The following is a 16,922-nucleotide window of genomic DNA, read 5'->3' on the forward strand; positions in this document are numbered from 1 at the left end:
AAGGCCACGAAAGGGACAAAGGATCACGTTCGGCTGCCAGAGTGACGGTTCTCAGGTCATGCGTTCTTTGCGGGTAATTCATGCTTTATACCGGCAAAGGACCACGAACCATCAGGGAGCACGTCCGTTGGTTGCCATTGCCCGCTGGTGCATCAGGCACCGACTCATTGCCGTCCTCGTCTGGCTGTTCGCCCTCGGCGGCGCGGCCACCGCGGCGGGCTTCGCGGGTTCCGCTTACTCCAACGACTACGAGGTGCCCGGCACGGAGTCCGGCCGGGCCGCCGAGCTCCTCAGGAGCGGCTTCACGGATCTCGGCGGTGACACCGACACCATCGTCTGGCACACCTCCGACTCGACCGTGCGGGCCGCCGACGTCCGGCAGACGATGACCCGGACCCTGCACGCGGTCGAGGAACTGCCCGGGGTCGGCGCGGTCACCGGACCGTACGGGGCGTCCGGCACCGCACAGATCAGCGGCGACGGACACACCGCCTACGCCACGATCACCTTCGACCAGCAGGTCGATGACATCCCGGTGCAGCAGGCCAGGGCCGTCGTCGACACCGCCAAGGCGGCCGCCGGAGACCATCTCCAGGTGGAACTGGGCGGCCCCGCCGTCGCCCTCACCGAAGCGCCCTCCGTCCACCTCAGCGAGGCCGTCGGGGTCCTCGTCGCGGCGGTCGTCCTGTTCCTCGCCTTCGGCTCGCTCGCCGCCAGCATGCTGCCCATCGCCACCGCGCTCGTCTCCGTCGGCACGGCCTACGCGGGCACCGTGCTGCTCGGCCATGTGATGACCGTCGCCGACTTCGCGCCCATGCTGGGCATGCTGATCGGGCTCGGCGTCGGCATCGACTACGCGCTGTTCATCGTCACCCGACACCGCAGAGGGCTGCGCCAGGGCCTGTCGGTCACCGAGGCCGCGCAGAACGCCGTCGCGACGACCGGCCGCGCCGTCGTCTTCGCCGGGGCCACCGTCTGCATCGCGCTGCTCGGCATGCTGATCCTGCGGCTCGGCTTCCTCAACGGTGTGGCGATCGCCGCCTCGCTCACCGTCGTCCTGACCGTGGCCGCCTCCGTGACCCTGCTCCCCGCCCTGTTGTCCTTCATCGGCACGCGGGCGCTGAGCCGGCGCGAGCGCAGACAGCTCGCCGAGCACGGCCCGCGGCCCGAATCTCCCACGGGCTTCGCCGCCCGCTGGTCCGCCTTCGTCGAACGCCACCCCAAGCTGCTCGGGGCGCTGGCCGCCGTGGTGATGCTGGTACTGGCGCTGCCCACCTTCTCCCTGCATCTGGGCACCTCCGACCAGGGCAACAACCCCTCCTCGTCGACCACCCGGCAGGCGTACGACCTGCTGGCCGACGGATTCGGCCCCGGCGTCAACGGGCCGCTGACGATCGCCGCCCAGCTGGACGGCGCGGACGACCGGCTTGCGATGGACGGTCTGCCCGCCACTCTGCGGTCCACCGAGGGCGTGGCCTCGGTCGGCCCGGTCACGTACAACAGCGACGGCGGTACGGCCCTCGTCACCGTCGTACCGAAGTCGTCGCCGCAGTCCCAGGAGACCAGCGCGCTCGTCGACCGGCTGCGTACGGACGTCCTGCCGCGGGCCGAGCAGAACACCTCGCTCCGGGCCCATGTCGGGGGAGTGACCGCCAGCTACGACGACTTCGCCCGGATCATCATCGGCAAGCTCCCGCTCTTCGTCGGCGTGGTCATAGGGCTCGGCTGTCTGCTTCTGCTGCTGGCCTTCCGGTCGATCGGCATTCCGCTGAAGGCCGCGGTGATGAATGTGGCCGCCGTCGCCTCCTCGTTCGGGGTCGTCGTCGCGATCTTCCAGTGGGGGTGGGGGAGCGAACTGCTGGGGCTGGGCAGCTCGGGGCCCATCGAGCCGTTCCTGCCGGTGATCATGGTGTCCGTGCTCTTCGGGCTGTCCATGGACTACCAGGTGTTCCTGGTGGGGCGGATGTACGAGGAGTGGCTGGAGACGGGGGACAACCGGCGGGCCGTCCGGGTGGGCCTCGCCGAGACCGGCCGGGTGATCAACTCCGCGGCCGTGATCATGATCTCGGTCTTCCTCGCGTTCGTCCTCAGCGGGGACCGGGTCATCGCCATGTTCGGCATCGCGCTCGCCGCGGCCGTCATGCTGGACGCCTTCGTCCTCCGTACGCTGCTGGTCCCCGCGCTGATGCACCTGCTGGGCGGGGCGAACTGGTGGCTGCCGCGCCGGCTGGACCGGCTGCTGCCGCGGATCAGCATCGAGCCTCCCGAATCCGGATCCGGCCTGTCGCATGCGAAGATCCCGCAGGCAGCGCAACCCGCGGAGGTGGCGCAGACCGCGCAAGCGGTGGAATCGGTTCGAGAAGGAGCATGATGTTCGCGGTATCCCTGGGTGACGACGGAGCGGAACTGCGTCCGCTGGAGATCTGGCAGGCCCAGGAGTTCCTGGACCACATGGACCGCGCCCGGGAGCTCATCGACCCGTGGATCCCCTTCGCCTCCTTCGCCACCGACCTGGACTCGGCGCGTGCGCTGCTGCGGCGGTACGCGGACAAGCAGGCGGCGGACGAGGGGCGGATCTACGGCATCTGGCTGGAGGGCAAGCTCGTCGGCGGCGTCCTGTTCCGGATCTTCGACGCGGAGTCGGGCAACTGCGAGATCGGCTGCTGGCTGGAGCCGGCGGGCGAGGGGCGCGGCCTGATCACCCGGGCGTCCCGGAAGCTGATCGACTGGGCGGTGTACGAGCGCGGCATGCACCGCGTGGAGTGGGACGCGTCCGCCGCGAACACCGCCAGCATCGCCGTGGCGGAGCGGCTCGGCATGACGCGCGACGGGGTGCTGCGCGAGAACTACCTGTACCGCGGTGAGCGGCACGACTCGGAGATCTGGTCGGTGCTGGCCCCGGAGTGGCGGGCGCGGAAGGACTGAGACCGGACGGCGCGGCCAGGGCCTGTCCGGCAAATCATGGCCGGACCGGCCCTATGTGCCGGAGCCGAAGGTGGCCGGTGCGTACTTGCTCTGGTGCTCGCGGTACGAGCGGGCGAGGTGGTGCTGGAGCCGGATGTGGCGGAACTGGTACACCGCGCCGGTCTGGCGCAGGACGCCCCGGCGGTAGGCGTCGTCCAGGAAGGCCACCGTGTCCCACGGCAGCTTGCCGGTCAGGGGCAGCCAGACCCGCGACAGGACCAGCCAGCGTCCCCAGGCGGTGAACGAGAGCGCGTACGAGCACGTGCCGCCGAGCCCGCCGATGGCACCGATGACGAGCCCGTCCGACGCGTTCCAGATCAGCGGTCCGAGGATTCCGTCGAGCACGTCGGTGATCAGGTGCCCGCCGACCGCGATCACCAGGGTGAGCATCGGTACCAGTACGAGAACCTGCCGGACCACCGTCGCGCGGTTCGAGGCCAGCAGGCCGGCCGGGGTGGCCGCGGATGCGACGTCCAGCGGCGCTTCGAGCACGGCCATGATCCCGAAGACGAGTCCGGCACCCGCGCCGAAGATCAGGCCGAAGACCAGCATGTTGATGAGCGTGCCCTTGATCACCGGCTCGTTCGCGAGCGGGATTCCGTAGTACAGCCGGCGCTGGAGGGCGAGGGCACAGGCACATCCGACGCCCATCACGAATCCGCCCGGCAGAACGGCGCCGAATCGGGCGGCGAACGTACGCACCGGTCTGCGGCCGACGCCGGTGCCCGCGCCGGGCAGCCGCAGCCGTACATGGGCGGGTTCGAAGGCCGTGGTGCCGAACCGGACCAGGATCGCGTGGACGCATCCGAAGGCGAGACCGGCGACCGTCCCCATCGAACCCCCCAACAGGAGGGCCTCGCCGACCGGGAACGGCAGGTTGACCAGATTGACGAACCACACGGCGAGCGCGACGCAGAGCGCCGAGGACACCACCACCGCGAGCAGCCGCGTGGACAGCCGCAGCGAATCACCGATCCGCCACCATGCCAGGTCCTGCTGGTCGCCGTCGAGCCGGGCCAGATGGTGGGCGAGATGGCCGAGCCAGCGCTCGGCGTGCTCCGGATCGCGGTGCCGCTCCCGGCGACGGGTGGCGCTCCGCTCGGCGACGCGGCGCCGGTAGACCGTCGGCACGAAGCCCGCCAGCAGATGTTCTTCGAGGGAGTTCTCGTCGGGGAAGCGCTCGGCGTCCAGCAGCTCCGCCGGATTTCTGTCGGATGCCTCGCTGTACATCGTCCGCGCCAGGACGATCATGAGCGGTGTGTTCAGGACCCTGGCCAGGGGGGTGGCCGCCCCGCTCTCACGGGCGCGCAGCCGGTCCAGTACGGGGGTCCAGACGGCCGCGCTCCCGCCGTCGCCGCGAGGGACCGGCCGGGCCGTCCGGGGCAGGTAGGCGGCGAGGTCGTCGAGGGTGAGATCGGTCAGTTCGAGACCGGCGGCCCAGACCAGTGGGGCACCGGCCTCCTGGACGGCCTCGGCGAACTCGCCGCGCCGGCTGGTCAGGACGAGCGGGAGCGAGGTGGAGTTGAGCACCTCCAGGGCCGTACTCCGCAGACCTTCCGCGATCTCGTCGAACCCGTCCAGGACCGGCAGTACGAGATCCGTGTCGACCAGGTTGGCCGCCAGCGTCGACCCGTCGGGCGCCCTGCGGGTGAGATGCGGGTGGTCGCGCACCAGCCGGTCGATCAGCCAGTCCCGCAGCGCGACGCCCGTGGGATCCCAGGAGCCGATGCTGAAGATCACCGGCACCCGGTCGTGCGGCTCCCGGGCCTCCAGCTGGTCCAGGACGAACCTGATCGTCAGGATCGACTTGCCGGATCCGGCCCGGCCGAGGACCACGAGCCGCCCGGACCCGATCCGCCGGTAGACCTCGGCCACGCTGCCCAGATCGCCGCTCAGGTCCATTCGGTCCGGCGTCGCTCCCGGCGGCAGACGCTGAATGTTCTCCGAATGGTCGGTCAGCGATTCGGGGGCGCCCTGCCAGCGCACCGGAAGCGGAAAGGGATCGTGCACCCGGCGGTGTTCCTCCTCGCGCTGCCAACGGCGCCTGATTTCCCGGGCCAATTCGGTGGCGGCGGTGACAAGTTCGGCGTGAACGGGTGAGGCGGTGGGGGTGGGACGGGAATCTGTCCCGGGATTCTTTGTGGCATTCTGCGTGGCATTCTGTGCGGCATTCTGTGCAGGTACGGGCGTGGGCACGGCGGCGGGCGCGGATTCGGGTACGGGCGCGGGTTCGCCGGCCGGTTCGGCCTTCGGCTTCGTGAGCGTGGCGGCGAGCCGCTGACGGTCCTCGGGCCCGGCCTCCAGCGCGTCCGCCAGCAGGTTCACCGTACCCAGCCGGTGATCGCTGGATCTGCCGTTCTCCAGTCTGCGGATCGTACGCACGCTCACCCCGGACCGTGCCTCCAGCTGCTCCTGAGTCAGCCCCGCCCGATTACGCAGCCGACGCAACAAGGTGCCGAGCTGATCCGCCACTTCGACATCCCTCCACCACCGAGCGCGGTCGCGACGACCCTACCGGTGACGACCGGTCATATATGGCCGGTCGGCTGTCCTGTTCGCGGAATGGCGCGAACAGCACGATCAGTGGTGCCCGGCCGGTGCGCCGACACGGGGCGGCGCACCCCGCCGGGCACCCGGGGAGCAGATGGCGTCCATGGGGCCGGACCCGGCACCTGCATCGGACCTGATCGCCTCTCATGGCTTTCTCCTGCTACGACTCATGAGGAGTTGACATGGCCTACCGATTCTGGTGCGGCGAATGCGGATTCAAGACGCCGTGGCTCGCCGAGTCCGAGGGCGCGCAACGCCAACTGGAGCACTACACCAAGCAGCACCCGGGAATTCCCGCCGGTGGCCATGTGGAGACCAACCGGAAAAACCCGGAAGGCGGCCTCGGCTGCCTCCAAGTGGCGGGAATTCTCGTCCTTTTGCTGATCATCGCGGCCGCGTGCCAACGCTGAGGCGCGGCCGGACCCCACCAGACAGCCGGAATGACCGACCGAAGGGACAGGAGAGAAAATGAGCAAGCGCGACGATTCCGGAGCAGGCGCCGAGGCCGGCAAGGTGAACTAGGGCGCCGGTGGCGCGGGCCGGCGCTCCTCGCGGGCGAGCGGGCACCGGCGCTGGCTGCTGCCGGTGGCCACCGCGGCCTGCCTGCTGATGACCGGTGCCGGGGCGGCGACCGCCGCCCCGGCCACCGGCTCCTCGACCTCCGCCGCCTCGACCCCGGCCGACATCCTGCAGGCCGGCGCCCAGCAGGGGATCGCCGACGGATACCCGGGCGTGATCGGCATGGTGCGGAAGGGGGACACCACCCAGTACGTGCACGCGGGTGTCGGTGACCGTGCGACCAAGGTGCCCGCAGACCCGAAGGCGAAGTTCCGGATAGGCAGCAACACCAAGGCGTTCATCTCCACCGTGCTGCTCCAACTGGAGGGCGAGAAGCGGCTCTCGCTGGACGACACCGTCGCCAAGTGGCTGCCGGGGGCGGTCGCCGCCAACGGCTACGACGGCTCCAAGATCACGATCCGTCAGCTGCTCAACCACACCTCGGGCCTGCCCGACTACCTCAGCGCCCTGCAGATCAACGGACCGTACTTCCTCAACACCAACCCGAGGGAGGTCCTGCCGCCGCAGACCCTGGTCAACGTAGGCCTCGGCCTGCGCGCGCCGACGTCCGCACCGGGGGAGAAGTTCGGCTACTCCAACACCAACTACGTGCTCGCGGGCATGGTGATCAAGGCCGTCACCGGCTCGGAACCGGCCGCGGAGGTCCAGCGGCGCATCATCGAGCCGCTCGGTCTGCGCGACACCAGCTTCCCCACCGCCGACCCCGCGCTCTACGGCAACTACCTCCACGGCTACGTGCTCCGGGCGATCCTCATCGACGACGCCACGGTCTCCAACGTGCAGGTCAGCGGGAGCGCCGGAGCCATGGTGTCGACCATGGACGACCTGGGCGCGTTCTCCCGGGCGCTGCTGACCGGAAAGCTTCTTGAGCCCGCGCAGTCGGCCGAGCTCAGGACCACCGTCCCCGTGACCGCCGACATCGGCTACGGGCTGGGCATCGAGCACATGAAACTGTCCTGCGGAAAGTGGGCCTGGGGGCACAACGGCGCGGTGCTCGGCTACTTCAGCGAGTGGCTGGCCAGCGAGGACGGCACCGAGCAGGTGCTGCACGCGAACAACGAGTTCCATCTGCTCGCCGGAACACCGGGACAGGCCCACACGGGCAAGGCCTTGACGGACGCGTTCTGCGCGCTCTGAGGACCGCGACCGGAAGAGCTCTCCCGGCGGCCGGGCCGATACATGGCCTGGCCGCCGGGCCGGGACCTTCACCCACAGCGAGAGCCGCCCGCTCTCGGAGAGGACACTTGATGAGAACACCGCTGACCACCTGGCGAGCGCGGACGAGGACGGCTGTCGCCGCCGCCGCGCTGACCGTGACCGCGCTGCTCGCGACCCCACCCGCACACGCCGGGGGCGCCGCCCCTCCGGTGCTGTCCGACGGGTTCGGCCTGACCCAGGTCGCCGGTGGCACCGAGGTGCGCTCCGACACCGACTTCACGATCACCGTGACCACCCGTCAGGTATCCGGCCCGCACAAGATCCGCATCTTCCTCCCCAGCGGCTACCGGGCCGACCCGGACAAGCGGTGGCCGGTGGCGTACTTCCTGCACGGCGGCGGCGGAACCGTGGACGATGCCGCGGCCGCCCCGGCGCTGCGTTCGGACTCGATGATCACCGTCGTGCCGGACGGCGGCCTGAAGAGCTGGTACGCCGACTGGCTCATGCAGAACACCGCCGAGGGCGCCGCGAACTGGGAGACCTTCCACCTCGACCAGGTCGTCCCGTTCATCGACGCCAATCTGCGCACCATTGCCGACAAACGCCACCGGGCCGTCGTCGGGCTGTCGATGGGCGGGTTCGGCGCCCTGCACTACGGCGAGGCCCGGCCCGATCTCTTCGGCCACGTCGCCTCCCTGTCCGGCGGCATCGACTTCGGCATGGCGGAGGTCCGCGCGGCGGTCCTGGCCACGGAACTCAACGTCACGGGCGCCTGGTGCGCCGTGAGCACCTCCACCCCGTCCGGGACCGGCCAGTGCACCGGTTACGGGCCCACGGTCGACAGCGACGCGATCTTCGGCTCCCCGTACCCGGTCCTGAACGCGGACCGGATCTGGAAGGCGGTCGACCCCGCCGCCACGGCCAACCTGGCGAAGCTCGCCGCTGCCGAGGTCACGCTCTACACCGGTGACCAGGGCCTGATCGACCACTTCACCCAGATCGCCGCGAAGAACGTCAAGACCCGCCTGGACCAGCTCGGTCTGCCCAGCCGCCTGGTCGACTACGGCGACGGGTCGTCGCTGGCTCCCACCTGCGACGGCGGCCACAACTACGGCTGCTGGGCGCCCGCGCTCGCCGACTACGTCCCCCGCCTCCAGGACTCCTTCGACGCGACGGGCTGACCCGGACGACAACGGCCCGGCAACGGCCCCGGTCCCGGCGGGCGAACGCTCGCCGGGACCGGGGCCCACGCATGGCGCCGACGCGTCGGGCGGACGTTAAGGGGGTTCTCATACGGGCCGCCTAGCGTGCGCAACATGAACCCCAGGACCCCCACGAGCCCCACCGTTCCCGCCGATCCCGAAGCATCCGCAGCAGCAGAAGCATCCGACGCCGAGGAGACCGTGACCAAGAAGGCCGCGGCCGAGGACGTCTCGCACGACATGGACAAGGCCGCGGGGGAAGCACTCACGGCGGCCGAAGCCGAGGCCGAGGACGACGACCTGGACCCGGATGGCCTCGACGACGACCTCGGCAAGGAGCCCTCCGGCCTCGGCGCGGCCGCGGCCGCCGTGGCCGCGGCCGGTCTCGGCGTCGTCGCGCTCACCGGGTCCTGGACCGGCAAGATCGCCGCCGAGCGCGAGACCCTGATCGGCCAGATCAAGACCTCGTCCGGTGGCACCGCCGCCCAGCAGATCTCCGAGATCTACGGCGACGCCTGGCACTCCACCGCCCTGGTCAACGGACTCTTCGCCCTGCTCGCCCTGCTGGTCGGAGTCTTCGCCCTGGTCCGCCCGGCCTTCGGCGCACCTTCCACGCACCCGCAGCCCGGCTGGGTCCGCGCCGTGGCGACCGCCGGCATCGCGCTCGGTGTCCTCGGCCTGCTGATCTCCGTCGGCATGTACTTCGACCTCATCGTGGCGCTGCCGACCGCGGGCGCCGCGGGCTGAGCACAACGGCCGGCGGACACGGGCGGCTACGGAACAGTCGGGACCTTACGAAGACGTCCTAAGACATCCGTCCGAGCGGCCCCGTCCCGTATGCGGCGGTGTCCGCGACGCCCTAAGGCCCTCCGCCCCGCGAAGATGCGGATCCTGCCCGATGTGGCGACACCTCCTGGGAGACGACAGTGGGGGCACGGCAGAAGCACTGCCGCCCCCATCAGGCACCAACGGGCCGTCCAGGCCCGACGGGCCGTCGTCCTCCGGGAGAAGCACATGTACGCGTTCGAACTCAACAAGCTGCACGTGGCCGAACTGCACCGCCGGGCCGAGCAGGAGCGGCTCGTCGGGGAGGCCGTTCGCGTCCGCCGGGATGCCCGCAGGGCCGCCCGGCACTCCGGACGCAAGGAAGCCGAGGGGCCGGTGAGTACCGACCGGAAGCGATTCGCCCACGCCGCGTGAAGGACGGGTGACGGCGCCCGATGTCCGGTCGTTCGATGTCCGGCGGTCCGATGTCCGGTGGACCGACGGCTGCTGAACCGACGCCCGACGCCCGTGGTCCGGGGCCCGGCGGTTCTGGTCCGGGGCCCGCGCGGCCGGACCCGTATGCGATGCTCGGCGACGTGGAGACCAGGTCCGTCAGTCCCGTGTTCGTCGGCCGCGAGGGCGAGTTCGCCTCGCTCGTCGATGCGCTCGCCCGCGCCTGCGCGGAGGGCGCCGACGGATCGGGCGGGGCCGGCGGGGCCGGCGGGGCTGGCGGGGCCGGCGCCCCGGGCGAGCCGCAGGCGCTGCTCATCGGCGGTGAGGCGGGGGTCGGCAAGACCCGGCTGGTCGAGGAATTCCTCGCGGCGGCGGTGCGCCGGGACGCGGTCGTCGCCGTCGGCGGCTGTGTCGAGGTCGGCGCCGACGGCCTGCCCTACGCCCCGTTCTCCACCGCGCTGCGGGCCCTGCGCCGCACCCTGCCCGAGGAGGTCGCCGCGGCCTGCGCCGGGCAGGAGGGCGAGCTGGCCCGGCTGCTTCCCGAACTCGGCGAGGCCGACCGGGACGCGACCGACGAGCACAGCACCGCCCGCCTCTTCGAGCTCACCGCCCGACTCCTGGAACGCATCTCGGCCGGGCGCGCCGTCGTCCTCGTCCTCGAAGACCTGCACTGGGCCGACGCCTCCACCCGCCACCTCCTCGCCTATCTCTTCCGTACCGTGCGCAACGGCCGCCTCGTGGTGATCGGCACCTACCGCTCCGACGACATCCACCGCCGCCACCCGCTGCGCCCCCTCCTCGCCGAACTGGACCGGCTGCGCACCGTCCGCCGGATCGAACTCGCCCGCTTCAACCGCGCCGAGGTCCGCCGCCAGCTCACCGGAATCCTCGCCACCACCCCCGAGGCCGCCCTGGTGGACGAGATCTTCGAACGCTCCGACGGCAACGCCTTCTTCGTCGAGGAACTCGCCTGCAGCCTGGAGAGCGGTGACCACTCCCGGCTCTCCGACTCGTTGCGCGACCTCCTGCTCGTACGCGTCGAAGCGCTGCCCGACAACGCCCAGCGGATCGCCCGGATCGTCGCAGAGGGCGGCTCCACCGTCGAGTACGGACTGCTGGCCGCGGTCGCCCGGCTGACCGAGGACGAACTCATCGAGGCGCTGCGGGCGGCCGTCGGCGCCAACCTGCTGCTCACCACCCCGGAGGGCAACGGCTACCGCTTCCGGCACTCCCTGGTCCGCGAGGCCGTCAGCGACGACCTGCTGCCCGGCGAACGCTCCCGGCTCAACCGGCGCTACGCGCAGGCCCTGGAGACCGACCCCACCCTCGTCCGCGCCGGAGAGCGCGCCACCCGCCTCGCCAGCTACTGGTACGGCGCGCACGATGCCGCCAAGGCGCTGCCCGCCGTGCTGAAGGCCTCCGTCGAGGCCCGCCGCCGCTACGCCTTCTCCGAACAACTCCGCCTGCTGGAACGGGCGATGGAACTGTGGGACGACGCCCCCGACGACGTACGCCGCACCCTGCGCCCCATCGACTACGCCGAGGGCTACCCGGCCTGCGGCTGCGACCCCGACACCACCCCGCTGCGCTATCTCGACCTGATGGCCGAGGCCACCGTCGCCGCCCGGTTCGGCGGGGAGCGCGAACGCGCCCTGGCCATCGCCAAGAAGGCCATGCGGGTCCTGGAGGGCGAGGACGACCCGTTGCGCGCCGCCTGGTTCTGGGTGCAGCGCTCCCGGCTGATGCAGGACCTCACCCGCGGCGACGGCCGCGAGGAACTGGCCACCGCCCAGGAGCTCGTCCGGGGCCTGCCCCCGTCCGCCGTGCACGCCGACGTCCTGATGAGCGTGGCGGGATGGGGCGCCCTGCACCGCCCCGGTGCCGAGACACTGCTCGCCGCCGACCGGGCGGTGGAGTACGCCAGGCTCGTCGGCGACGAGTACATCGAGCTGCACGCCCGGCTCACCCGCGGCTGGCTCACCGCCGAGGCGGGCGGCGTCGACGAGGGCATCGCCGAGATGTACGCCGTCCGCGACCGCGCCGACGAGCTGCACCTGGTCGGCATCATGAGCCGGGCCGGCATCAACCTCCCCTCCACCCTCGAATCCATGGGCCGCTCCCTGGAGGCCGTGGCGGCCGCGGACCACGGCATCGAGATCAGCCGCAGCCACGGCATCGCCGACATGGAGGCCTGGGTCCGCTGCAACCGGGCGACCTCGCTGTTCTCCCTGGGGCACTGGGACGAGAGCCGGGCCACCACCGACGCGGCGGCCCGCGCCGCCAGATCCGGCAAGGCGCAGGGACTCGTGGCCTCGCGCCGTACCGAACTGGCCCTGGCCCGGGGCGACCTGGCCGAGGCCGAGATGCAACTCGCCCTGACCCGGCGCAGTTTCGGATCCCGTGACCCGCAGCCCCAGCATGTGATCGCCCCCGCACGCCATGCCATGGCCCTCGCCGCGCAGCAGGGCCGGCTCGCCGAGGCACGGGCCGAGTTCGAGGCCCGGTCGGAGCAGGGCTTCCCGCCCGGCACCCAGCGGTACGCCCTGCCGCTGCTGCACGTCGCGGCCGCCGCCGAGGCCGACGCCAGGGGCCTGCCCGCCGCCGACCCCGGCCGGCCGGCGATTCTCGCCGCCATCCGCAGCCACCTGAAGCGGTTGCCGATGCTCGTCCCCGTCTGGGCCGCGCACGGTCTCCTGATCGATGCCGAGCTGGCCAGGGCCGAGGGCCTCGACACCCCCGGCGACTGGTCCCGCGCGGCCGCCGCCTTCGCGCCGCTGAACCGCCCTTACGAGCTGGCCCAGATCCAGCACCGCTGGGCCGAGGCCCTCCTCGTCGCCGCGGGCGACCGGTCCACGGTCACCGCCCTGCTGCGCGAGGCCCACGGCACCACCGTGCGGCTCGGCGCGCGCCCGCTGACCGAGACCATCGAGCTGCTGGCCGGCCGCGCCCGCATCGCCCTCACCGCCCAGGACCGCGGCGCCGCACATGAGATCCCGGCCGCCGTCACCGTCCCCGCCGAGGACGGCACCGGCGACGAGGCCACGGACCGGGAGAGCACCGAGGACCGTCTGCGCGAGGCGGCCGCGGCCGCGGTGGAGTCCTTCGGGCTGACACGGCGCGAACAGGATGTGCACCGGCTGGTCGCCGCCGGCCACACCAACCGCAGGATCGCCGAGGAGCTCTACATATCGCCCAAGACCGCGAGCGTGCACGTCTCCAGCATCCTCGCCAAGCTCGGCGTCTCCAGCCGCGGCGAGGCGGCAGCCCTCGCCCACCGGCTCCGCCTGTACCCCGCCGGGAACGCCACCTGACCGGGACCGGCCGAATCCGGCCCGCCCCGCTCACTCACGACCGACCGCCCGGGGCGTCCGTCTCCGGGGCCGTTTCCTGGTCGGGCCCCCGGTCCGCGTCCGCGTCCGCGTTTGTGTTCGCTTCGTCGCCCGCGCCGGACGCCCTGATGACCACCTTCCCGGAGGCCAGGTCTATCGGCCCGCGCCCCGGGTCGCCGACGCCGAGATCCACCCGGGTCAGCTCCAGCCGCTTCTGTTCCTCGGCGGCATGCTTGCGGCCCGGTGCGAAGAGTTCCTCGAAGAAGTTGAACACCGGCCGCACGCCCCTTCACCTGCTGTAGCCGCTACCGCACCGCCAGCACCAGGATCCTGTCGTCTCCCGGCTTCGGGGTGCCACGGGTGTCCGTATTGCTCGTGACCAGCCAGAGCTTGTCGCCGCCCGCGGCGAGCACGGTGCGCAGACGGCCGTACTTTCCTTCCAGGAACGACTGCGGGGCCGCGAGAGGTTCCTTGCCGGCCTCGCCGGACAGCGGAATCCGCCAGAGCCGCTTGCCGCGCAGGCCCGCCATCCAGATCGAACCCTTGACGAAGGCGATCCCGCTCGGGGACGCCTCGGACGTCTTCCACTGTGCCACGGGATCGATGAAGCCCTTCTTCCCCGCCTTGCCCTCGGCCTCCGGCCAGCCGTAGTTCCCGCCCGGCACGATCCGGTTCAGCTCGTCCCAGGTGTCCTGCCCGAATTCGGAGGCCCACAGCTGCTGCTGCCCGTCCCAGGCCAGCCCCTGCACATTGCGGTGGCCGTACGAATACACCACGGAGTCGGCCGCCGGATTGCCGTGCAGCGGCTGCCCGTCCGGGGTCATCCGCAGGATCTTGCCGGCCAGCGACTTCTTGTCCTGGGCGAGGCCGTCGTCGCCCGTCTCGCCGGTGCCCGCGTACAGCATGTGGTCCGGGCCGAAGGCGATCCGCCCGCCGTTGTGGATCGACCCCTTGGGGATGCCGCGCAGGATCGTGTCCGGCGCGCCCAGCAGCCGGCCGGGCGTCGTGCCGTTCTCGTCGTACTGCATCCGGGCGATGCGGTTGTCGGACTCGGTCGTGAAGTACGCGTACACCAGATGGTCCGTGCCGTACGTGGGGGAGACCGCGATCCCCAGCAGTCCGCCCTCACCCGCGGGCGACACCCCGGGCACCGCGCCCAGCAGGGTCTTCCTGCCGGTCTTCCCGTCGATCCGGGTGATCGTGCCCTTGTCGCGGGAGGAGACCAGCAGATCGCCGCCGGGCAGCGCCGCCAGCCCCCAGGGCGAGTCCAGCCCCTCGGTGAGCGTCGACACCACCCTCACCGAGCCCTTCGCGGGCGGCAGGGACGGCGAGGCGGACGGGGCCGGGGCGGCGGGGGAGGAGCGGGAGACCGGCGGCGTGCTCCCGACGCCCACCGTGCTGCCGGAGCCGCCGTCCGAAGAACACCCCGCGGTCAGCACCAACGAGCCGGCGGCCAGCGCTGCCACCGTCCCGCGGCGCAGGGCCCGACGCGGGCCCCGGGGCCCGGCGGGGCCTCGTACAGATCCGAACAGAACTCCGCGCACAGCACCGATCCCTTCGACGGCCACCTGACTACTGTTCTTACACCGCGGTACCGCCCCGGGGTTCCCGATACCCGCCGATTCTGCCGACCGGTGTCCACCGGCGGGGCGGATCTCAGTCCCAGGACCCCTGCGCCCCGGGCAGTCCGGCGATCTCCGCCAGATCCCGCGCGGTCAGGGCCAGCCCGGCCGCCCCCGCGTTCTCCACCGCCCACTGCTCCCGCTTGGTCCCCGGCACCGGCACCACGTGCGGCCCCTGCCGCAGCACCCAGGCCAGCGCCACCTGCGCGGCGGTCGCCCCGTGCCGTTCGGCGATCCGCCGCAGCCCCACGACCACCGGCTGGTTCGCCGCCATCATCTCCGCCGTGAACCGGGGATGCCGGGCGCGCAGATCCTCCGGCTCGAAGCCCTGTCCCGGCGTCAGCGTGCCCGTCAGATAGCCGTTCCCGAGCGGCATCGCCGCGAGCAGCCCCACACCTCGCGCCGAGCACCACGGAAGCAACGACTCCAGCGCCTCCGGCGACCAGACCGAGAGCTCCGCCTGCACCGCGCTCACCGGGAATACCTGCTGCGCCCGCTCCAGCTGACGGATCGTTTCGTCGTACATCCGGGAACCCGATCGGCGCGAAGCCCGCGCCCCGATCGCGCAGAGCCCGAGCGCCCGCACCTTTCCGGCGGTCACCAGCTCCGCCAGCGCGCCCCAGGTCTCCTCGATCGGCACCTCGGGGTCGGCCCGGTGCAGCTGGTACAGATCGATCACATCGGTCTGCAGCCGGCGCAACGAGGCGTCGCAGGCCCGCCGCACATAGCCGGGGCGGCCATTGGCCACGATGTGCTGATCGCCCACCAGCAGTCCGCACTTGGTGGAGACGAACGCGTCCGACCTGCGGCCCTTCAGCGCCCGCCCCACCAGCAGCTCATTGGTGAACGGGCCGTACATATCGGCCGTGTCGAGCAGTTGGACGCCCGCGTCGAGCGCGGCGTGCACCGTGCGCAACGCACGGTCACCGCGCTGCTGCGACGCGCTGTACGCCCAGCTCATCGGCATGCAGCCGAGACCGACCGCCCCCACGGCGAGCGCCGCCGCACCGAGACTCCTGCGCTCCAACTCCCCGACCCTCCCCAGGCCCCGCCGTCGAACCGGGCCCATGCCCCGCCGTCACGGGACCGCACCGCACCCCAAAGTAACCTCTGCCGCCCGCCCGGCCTCGCACGGCCTCCGCCGATTAGCCTCCTGACCATGACTTCGACCAGCACTCCCGACGTGACGAAGACGCCCGACGTATGGCTGCCGTTCCCGGCCGACGAGATCGAAGGGCTCCCCGAGGGGCTCAACTACCGGCTCTGGGACGGCGAACCGGACTACCCCGCCGATCCCGCCGACTGCGCCTTCTACGCCGTGCCGTACATGAAGGGCGCCGAGGTCTCCGTACGTCCGCTCGGCGGCATGGCGGCCGTCCAGGTCGTGCAGACACTCACCGCGGGCATCGACCACGTCGAGCCCGGACTCGGTCTGCTGCCGGACGGGGTGCTGGTCTGCAATGCCAAGGGGGTCCACGAGGCGTCCACCGCGGAGCTCGCCCTCACCCTGATCCTCTCCTCCCTGCGCGGCGTTCCCGGATTCGTCCACGGCCAGGACAAGGAGGAGTGGCGGTCCGGCTTCTACCCCGCGCTCGCCGACAAGTCCGTGCTGATCGTGGGGTACGGGTCGATCGGCGCCGCCATCGAGGACCGGCTCGCACCCTTCGAGTGCGCCCGGGTGGCGCGCGTCGCGCGCTCCGCGCGGAGCACCGCACGCGGCCCCGTACACACGCTCGACGACCTGCCGGCGCTCCTGCCCGAGGCCGATGTCGTCGTGCTGTCCACCCCGCTGAATCCGTCCACACAGGGGTTGGTCGGCGCGGAGTTCCTCGCCGCGATGCCGGACGGGTCGCTGCTCGTGAACGTGGCGCGGGGCGGCGTCGTCGACACCGGCGCGCTGCTGCGCGAACTCGAGTCCGGCCGACTGCGGGCCGCCCTCGACGTCACCGACCCGGAACCGCTGCCCGCCGGCCACCCGCTCTGGCATGCCCCGAACGTCCTGATCACTCCTCACGTGGGCGGCAGCACGTCGGCCTTCCTGCCGCGCGCCAAGCGTCTGCTGGCCGCACAGCTGAGCCGGTTCGCCGCGGGAGAGCCGGTGCGGAACGTGGTACGCACCATCGGCTGACCACGCTGCGGAGGCCCTCGGTCGCACACCGTTCCGGACAACTCCCAGATCGTCACGGAGAGTAGAGGAACTATGTCCCTGCGTGACGAGTCTGGTGTATCGTCCCGAAAGGGGCGCTGCGCCGTGGAAGGGAAGGCGCCGGGGAGGACGCGACACGCGAGGGGGCGACGGG

General features: G+C 71.8%; 13 protein-coding genes. 9 read left to right on the forward strand and 4 right to left on the reverse strand.

The annotated features are described in order from the left end of the window. The first annotated feature begins 127 nt into the window (after positions 1-127). Together OG611_RS29180 and OG611_RS29185 are read left to right on the forward strand one after the other, a co-directional pair. Entirely contained in the window at positions 128-2,371 is a 2,244-nt protein-coding gene (locus tag OG611_RS29180) for an MMPL family transporter (protein WP_266426881.1), read from the forward strand. Continuing rightward, entirely contained in the window at positions 2,371-2,925 is a 555-nt protein-coding gene (locus tag OG611_RS29185) for a GNAT family N-acetyltransferase (RefSeq protein ID WP_266431291.1), read from the forward strand. Before OG611_RS29180 ends, OG611_RS29185 begins: the two co-directional genes overlap by 1 nt. 51 nt (positions 2,926-2,976) lie before the next feature. On the opposite strand, the gene OG611_RS29190 is transcribed toward OG611_RS29185, so the two are convergent. After that, positions 2,977-5,436 (reverse strand): helix-turn-helix domain-containing protein, encoded by a 2,460-nt coding sequence (locus tag OG611_RS29190; RefSeq protein ID WP_266426884.1) that lies wholly within the window; start codon positions 5,434-5,436, stop codon positions 2,977-2,979. A 260-nt stretch (positions 5,437-5,696) separates the two neighbouring features. On the opposite strand from OG611_RS29190, the gene OG611_RS29195 reads away from it, so the two are divergent. The 6 genes from OG611_RS29195 to OG611_RS29220 all read left to right on the forward strand — a co-directional run bounded on the left by OG611_RS29195 (position 5,697) and on the right by OG611_RS29220 (position 12,982). Then, the gene (locus OG611_RS29195; RefSeq protein WP_266426887.1) at positions 5,697-5,924 is read left to right on the forward strand and encodes a hypothetical protein; all 228 of its coding nucleotides are present in this window, start codon (positions 5,697-5,699) and stop codon (positions 5,922-5,924) included. Positions 5,925-6,099: 175 nt separating this feature from the next. Beyond that, positions 6,100-7,230 carry a serine hydrolase gene (locus tag OG611_RS29200; protein ID WP_266426890.1) on the forward strand — a complete coding sequence of 377 codons (1,131 nt, stop codon included), beginning with the start codon at positions 6,100-6,102 and terminating at the stop codon, positions 7,228-7,230. A gap of 110 nt (positions 7,231-7,340) precedes the next feature. Next, a complete protein-coding gene (locus OG611_RS29205) occupies positions 7,341-8,432 on the forward strand; it encodes an alpha/beta hydrolase family protein (RefSeq protein ID WP_266426893.1) in 1,092 nt (363 codons plus the stop codon). 135 nt (positions 8,433-8,567) lie between these two features. Beyond that, a complete protein-coding gene (locus OG611_RS29210) occupies positions 8,568-9,200 on the forward strand; it encodes a hypothetical protein (RefSeq protein ID WP_266426895.1) in 633 nt (210 codons plus the stop codon). A gap of 267 nt (positions 9,201-9,467) precedes the next feature. Further along, positions 9,468-9,653 (forward strand): hypothetical protein, encoded by a 186-nt coding sequence (locus OG611_RS29215; protein ID WP_266426898.1) that lies wholly within the window; start codon positions 9,468-9,470, stop codon positions 9,651-9,653. Between the two features lie 149 nt (positions 9,654-9,802). After that, complete coding sequence (locus tag OG611_RS29220) at positions 9,803-12,982, forward strand: helix-turn-helix transcriptional regulator (RefSeq protein ID WP_266426900.1); 3,180 nt, start codon at positions 9,803-9,805, stop codon at positions 12,980-12,982. 34 nt (positions 12,983-13,016) lie between these two features. Here OG611_RS29220 and OG611_RS29225 read toward each other — a convergent pair whose 3' ends face one another. The 3 genes from OG611_RS29225 to OG611_RS29235 all read right to left on the reverse strand — a co-directional run bounded on the left by OG611_RS29225 (position 13,017) and on the right by OG611_RS29235 (position 15,613). Beyond that, complete coding sequence (locus OG611_RS29225) at positions 13,017-13,274, reverse strand: DUF6191 domain-containing protein (protein WP_266431293.1); 258 nt, start codon at positions 13,272-13,274, stop codon at positions 13,017-13,019. 31 nt (positions 13,275-13,305) lie between these two features. Then, entirely contained in the window at positions 13,306-14,466 is a 1,161-nt protein-coding gene (locus OG611_RS29230; RefSeq protein ID WP_266426903.1) for a sorbosone dehydrogenase family protein, read from the reverse strand. 190 nt (positions 14,467-14,656) lie between these two features. Further along, complete coding sequence (locus tag OG611_RS29235) at positions 14,657-15,613, reverse strand: aldo/keto reductase (RefSeq protein ID WP_266431295.1); 957 nt, start codon at positions 15,611-15,613, stop codon at positions 14,657-14,659. Positions 15,614-15,781: 168 nt separating this feature from the next. On the opposite strand from OG611_RS29235, the gene OG611_RS29240 reads away from it, so the two are divergent. Next, positions 15,782-16,750, forward strand: a complete 969-nt coding sequence (locus OG611_RS29240) for a 2-hydroxyacid dehydrogenase (protein ID WP_266426906.1) — start codon at positions 15,782-15,784, stop codon at positions 16,748-16,750. Positions 16,751-16,922: the final 172 nt, after the last annotated feature.

Origin of the sequence: Streptomyces sp. NBC_01363 (genome assembly GCF_026340595.1) — a bacterium.
Taxonomy (GTDB): domain Bacteria; phylum Actinomycetota; class Actinomycetes; order Streptomycetales; family Streptomycetaceae; genus Streptomyces.

Coding starts and splice junctions, on each gene's coding strand:
- OG611_RS29220 (WP_266426900.1), top strand. CDS start 9,803: ATGCTCGGCGACGTGGAGACCAGGTCCGTCAGTCCCGTGTTCGTCGGC.
- OG611_RS29215 (WP_266426898.1), top strand. CDS start 9,468: ATGTACGCGTTCGAACTCAACAAGCTGCACGTGGCCGAACTGCACCGC.
- OG611_RS29195 (WP_266426887.1), top strand. CDS start 5,697: ATGGCCTACCGATTCTGGTGCGGCGAATGCGGATTCAAGACGCCGTGG.
- OG611_RS29210 (WP_266426895.1), top strand. CDS start 8,568: ATGAACCCCAGGACCCCCACGAGCCCCACCGTTCCCGCCGATCCCGAA.
- OG611_RS29205 (WP_266426893.1), top strand. CDS start 7,341: ATGAGAACACCGCTGACCACCTGGCGAGCGCGGACGAGGACGGCTGTC.
- OG611_RS29240 (WP_266426906.1), top strand. CDS start 15,782: ATGACTTCGACCAGCACTCCCGACGTGACGAAGACGCCCGACGTATGG.
- OG611_RS29185 (WP_266431291.1), top strand. CDS start 2,371: ATGTTCGCGGTATCCCTGGGTGACGACGGAGCGGAACTGCGTCCGCTG.